This is a genomic window from bacterium, assembly GCA_040757115.1.
In the GTDB taxonomy this organism is placed as follows: domain Bacteria; phylum UBA9089; class CG2-30-40-21; order CG2-30-40-21; family SBAY01; genus JBFLXS01.
This window is the reverse complement of the sequence record JBFLYA010000246.1, coordinates 1-5522: the sequence shown is the minus strand read 5'-3', so window position 1 is coordinate 5522 and position 5522 is coordinate 1. Positions and strand designations below refer to the sequence as shown.

General features: G+C 35.5%; 4 protein-coding genes. All 4 read right to left on the bottom strand.

The window, feature by feature from the left end:
* Positions 1 to 199: 199 nt before the first annotated feature.
* The 4 genes from AB1422_16135 to clpX all read right to left on the bottom strand — a co-directional run bounded on the left by AB1422_16135 (position 200) and on the right by clpX (position 5228).
* On the bottom strand, positions 200 to 1147 hold the full coding sequence (locus AB1422_16135) for a peptidylprolyl isomerase (GenBank protein MEW6620838.1): 948 nt from the start codon (positions 1145 to 1147) through the stop codon (positions 200 to 202).
* Entirely contained in the window at positions 1148 to 1978 is an 831-nt protein-coding gene (gene dapF / locus AB1422_16130) for a diaminopimelate epimerase (protein ID MEW6620837.1), read from the bottom strand. It lies immediately after the preceding gene.
* Between the two features lie 185 nt (positions 1979 to 2163).
* Entirely contained in the window at positions 2164 to 3888 is a 1725-nt protein-coding gene (locus AB1422_16125; GenBank protein ID MEW6620836.1) for a glycoside hydrolase family 57 protein, read from the bottom strand.
* Positions 3889 to 3980: 92 nt separating this feature from the next.
* Entirely contained in the window at positions 3981 to 5228 is a 1248-nt protein-coding gene (gene clpX / locus AB1422_16120) for an ATP-dependent Clp protease ATP-binding subunit ClpX (protein MEW6620835.1), read from the bottom strand.
* Between the last annotated feature and the right edge of the window lie 294 nt (positions 5229 to 5522).

The following is a 5522-nucleotide window of genomic DNA, read 5'->3' as shown; positions in this document are numbered from 1 at the left end:
AAATCTCAAATAAGCACCAAATTCCACATACCAAAAAGCGAATTAGAGATTAGTGAATTAGAGATTAGATTTTACTAATTCGCTAATTCGCTTAATTCACTAATTCACTAAATGGAATTTGGAATTTGTGATTTGGAATTTCATAGCCATATCTATGTCAAATTTCGATTAATAAGTGCTATAATCAGTGGCGGAATAGTTACATTTTCACAATCTTTGCCTTATTTTTAAGTTCAAAAAGCCAGATGATATATTCTACTCCTAACTTTTGACCAATAAATCTCTCTTCTAAATTTCGTTTTATTTCAAAATCTAATCCATTACCCGTAATAAAATATGTTCTGCCAAACAATTCGTTCATAAGTGCGGTTTTGATTGAGGTAATTTCTTCTGGTGAGGGGTCTTTTTTAGCAATAAATCTGATGATATGGCAGCCAAATTGGGTTTTAACCACACCACTTAATTGCCCTTCTTTATTCATTGAAAAAGCGGCTTGTTCAAATTCTGGCACCATTTGTCCTTTACCAAAAAAACCTAAATCACCACCCATTTGCCGGGATGGACAGAGAGAATATGTCGCCGCCAATTGACTAAAATCCGCACCAGACTGAGCCTTCTGAAGAATATCTAATGCTTCTTTTTCAGTGTTAACGAGGATATGTTGGGCATGAACCTTTTTCCCATAATCTTTACAGAAATTATCTACTTCTTCTTGAGTTACGGTAAGCCTTTTTTTAAGTTCTATATCCTTAATTCGCTGGAAAAGTAAATCTCTTTTTACCTTTTCATTAAATTCTTCCATACTCATTCCTGCTGTTTCAACGGCTAATTTAAACTTTTCCTCAGATTCGAATCTGCCTTTGATGACATTGATAATCTGTTCAATTTCCTCCCGGGGAATTTCAATTTTTCTTACCTCTGCCTCTTGAATAACCAATTCCTCCTCAATTAAGGCATCTAATACCTTTTCACGGATTTTAAGATACACCGTTTGCGAGCCCGCAATTTCAGCCTCGTAAGGTTTCATTGCCTGAACTAATTTAGCCTCTGTAATTGGGACATCATTAACTAAAACCACAGTTTTAGTCTGTGCCTGTGCTTGCAATGAACAAATACTTAATACCACTCCTAAGATTATTTTTTTCATTTATGTTTTTACCTCCATTATTACCCCTTCATAGACAATCTGGACATCGCCTGTGAGATAAAGGTTAGTGATTACCTCTTTATCCTTTTCAAAATCTATCTCAAGGATTTCACCACTTTTAGTTATCATTTTTACGGGTGGTTTTGCAAGTTCTAAGATAGAGGAAATACAAGCCGAGGCGGCTGAGCCAGTGCCACAGGCTAATGTTTCATCCTCTACGCCCCGCTCATAAGTTCTTATTTTAATCGTCTGGTTATCGATTACCTGAATAAAGTTGACATTAGTCCCGGCAGGCGCAAAATCCTGATGCCATCTAATCTGCTTACCTGATTCTACTACCTCTACCTTTTCTATTTCGTCAAGGATTAAAACAGCGTGTGGCACACCTGTATTTAAACAGTGCACAGTCAGTTCTTTATCTTTTATGCGGATTTTTTTGTTGAGGAAAAGATTTAGTGGGTCTGTGAGTTTAACTTTTACGCGGTTGTTTGTTACTTCAGCCAAAATTATCCCGGCTAATGTTTCAAATTTCATTTTGTTTTTAGCTATTTCTTTTATTTGAGCAAATCTGGCAATACATCTTCCCCCATTACCACACATTTCAGCTTCAGAACCATCGGAGTTGATAATTCTCATTCTGAAATCAGCGAGTTTTGACCGCTCGACAATAAGCACACCATTCGCACCAATACCAAACTTACGCTGACATATCTTCCTGACTAAACCAGGGGTAACATCAATTACCCCATCCCGATTATCTATCACGATAAAGTCATTTCCACTGGCAACCATTTTAGTAAAACAGATTTCAACCATAACTTTATTATACATCTAATCTTTTAAAAAAGCAACTGAAATTTTAGCCACCGTTTACCGCAGAGACGCAGAGACGCATAACATCCCTGATTTTCATCAGGGCAAGCTCTTGAGTAGCGCAACATTAAATCAGTAGTCAATAGTCAGTAGTCAGAAAACCTTGTGCCTTTCTACTCTCTTTTCTGTTATCTGATTTATTTCTATGTCTTCTCCGTTCCTCTGCGTCTCTGCGGTGAATTACTATCTGAAGGGTTACCTAAATTTGAAGTTATGTTAACAGAATTTTGGGTGAGACTTGATGTCAATCCTAATCGCAAATAGGCATTTTTTAAATGGTCTTTAAATAATGTATCAAACTGGTCATCACGGTCACTTGAGTAATCAGTGCCATACCACCAGAACCAATCGCTTCCTTCTGCCGCATAGATTGATTCAAACACCTGTGGATAGTTTTGTGGGGTAATACCCTTTTTGTCTAAATCCTCCCTAACCAAACGGAGTAAATTCCAGGCATTATTCTTTTCTTTATCACCTATCCAGGTGCCAAGGTCATTTCCGGGCATAGACCCGGCCTGGTCTATCCAGCTGGCACAAAATAGGTCATAAACCTTTTTTTGAGTCTCTTTAGGATGGGCTAAAATACCTCGAGCAGAATTACCAGTGATGTATTCTGAAAATGTAACTGTAATAATTTCTTTATCTTTAGATAAATTTTTATAAAGGGCATTAAGAAATTCTACGCCCGTCTTACGATAATATCCCCAGGGATTTTCTCCATCAAGGATAACAGTTAAAATTCGGTCTTCGTTATGGGCAAATCCCTTTACCCAATTAATAAATTCCATAGCCGCCTGTTTGTAATCTCTATATCTTTGATAATCAAAACTTATAACATTAGATAATTTAGTTTCGCGGAAGAAAATGGTTATCTCTGAATTTTTCTCTTCATCGAAGGCTAAGTAAGGTGAACATAGGACATCTGGCTTATAAGCCTCGTAGCCATATTTACCGGATTTCTGTAATACCCCCTGGTCCGTAGCAATCCAGTTGAGATTAGCCTGAGCAAATAGATGAATAGTCGATTGACTTACAGCCCCTTCTGATGGCCACATCCCTCGTGGCGGTTGACCAAATATCTTAGAATAATACTCAACGGCTAAATCAATCTGTGCCTTTGCATCCCCTGGCATTGAAAAGCGTGGTGGCAATGTCAATCCCTCTTTATCAATAGTTGCCTGATTTGTATCATAAATCAAAGGAATAATTGGATGGTAAAATGGGCTGGTAGAAACTTCAATCTGACCTTTCTCCTGAAGATTTTTATAAATAGGAATGATATTACGCATAATTTTATACTGCAAATCTATTATTTGAGTAATATCATCTTCTTTAAATCCACTATCCTTTTCTATAAAATCTTTAACCGGGAGAATATTTGAATCCGGGAGTGTTACCTCGCCTTGTTTAAATATTTCCCCAAACCAACTTAAATTAAACCACATCTTTAAATCAATCAAATCTTGCCCGGTAAAGGTTTTTTTAGATTGTCTTTTTTGCAATAACTCTTTATATCGAGGATATGGATAAATTTGAGTTTCATAATTTCCATCAAAAAAGTGCATTAAAATATAATTCTTCTCTCCTTGAGATAATTTAGAAACGGGTTTTAATGATAATTCTAATTCTCTATCTGTGGCTGAATTATTAACATAATCCTCAATTTGCCATAATAAAGATGGAACAAAATTATAGGTAAGATGTATTTTGGGATATTTTTTAAGTAAATATGCCATACTAAAATAATCTCTTATCGAGTGCATTCTTACCCATGGCATAAAATATGCCCCTTTTTGAGTATTAATGATATTTTTATACATTGGTTGATGAAAATGCCATAAAAAGGCTAAATATATTTTATGAAGCATGTGATATTCCTCCCAAAATATTATCCCTTTATTTCTAATTGCACCGGTGGAAATTGTTTGTGATAATCACACTGATTTCGAGGCATAATCCTTTATGCGGTTTCTTTATGCAGGACTAAAGTTGGAGCAATTTTATTTAACACGACTTCTCTGGTAACAACACATTCTTTAATATTGCTTTTGGAAGGTATTTCATACATAATATCAAGCATTGTTTCTTCAATTACTGCTCGTAATCCTCTTGCTCCTGTCTCTCGTGTCAGGGCAATATCTGCAATTAAATCGATGGCATCATCCGTAAATTTTAATCTTATCCCTTCCAGCTCAAAGAATTTCTTATATTGTTTGGTCAAGGCATTTTTAGGCTCAGTGAGAATTCGCATTAAATCAGTTTTTTCTAAACTGCTTAATGAGGCAATAACTGGTAATCTGCCTACGAACTCAGGTATAAGTCCATATTTTAACAGGTCTTCTGGAATAAGTTGTTGTAACAGTTCTCCTATTTTCTTTTTTTCTCTACTTTGAATATCACCACCAAATCCCATTACTTTTTTGCCGATTCTTTCTTCAACTACCTTTTCTAATCCAACAAAAGCTCCGCCACAAATGAAGAGGATATTCATCGTATTCAGCCGAATATATTCCTGATGCGGATGCTTTCGTCCTCCTTGTGGTGGAACATTAGCAATTGTTCCTTCCAGGATTTTAAGTAATCCCTGTTGAACACCTTCTCCAGAAACATCACGGGTAATAGATGGATTATCTCCACCTTTACGAGCGATTTTATCTATTTCATCAATATAGACTATTCCTGCTTCTGCCTTTTTTATGTCAAAATTAGCATTTTGAACAAGTTGAAGAAGTATATTTTCTACATCTTCACCCACATAGCCTGCCTCAGTTAATGCGGTTGCATCGACAATCGCACATGGGACATCAAGGATTCTGGCTAATGTTTGAGCTAAGAGGGTTTTTCCAGAACCAGTTGGACCAATTAAGACAATATTACTTTTTTCTAATTCTACATCGGATTTTCTAATACTTACATTTATCCTTTTATAATGGTTATAAACAGCGACTGCAAGTATCTTTTTTGCCCTTTCCTGTCCAATAACATATTCATCTAATATTGCCTTAATTTCTTTAGGCCGTGGTAAAAGTCCTATTTGAGTATCTTTGTAATCATTAAACCACTCTTCAGCCATAATTTCATTACACAGTAAGACACATTCATCGCAGATATAAACCCCTGGACCGGCAATTAATCTCTTTACTTCTGTCTGTCCTTTGCTACAGAAAGAACAAAAAAGTCCTTCTTCTTTTTTTCCAAATTTAGGCATTCATTTACCTCCAGGAGAATAAAGTTAATAAAACCCTCCCTTGTTTCCTTGTTTCTATAGTTCTGCAAAACTATGAAACTGTAGTTTTTAAGCGGGTATTTAAAACCTCTATTTTTATCAATTTCCTCCAAAGCAAAATGCAAAACTCGTTTATAGTTTATAGTGTATAGTTTATGGTTTATAGTTTATAGTTTATGGTGTATAGTTTATAGTTTATGGTTTATAGTTTATGGTTTATAGTTTATAGTCTATAGTCCTTCAACTATAAACTATCAACTATAAACTATCAACTAT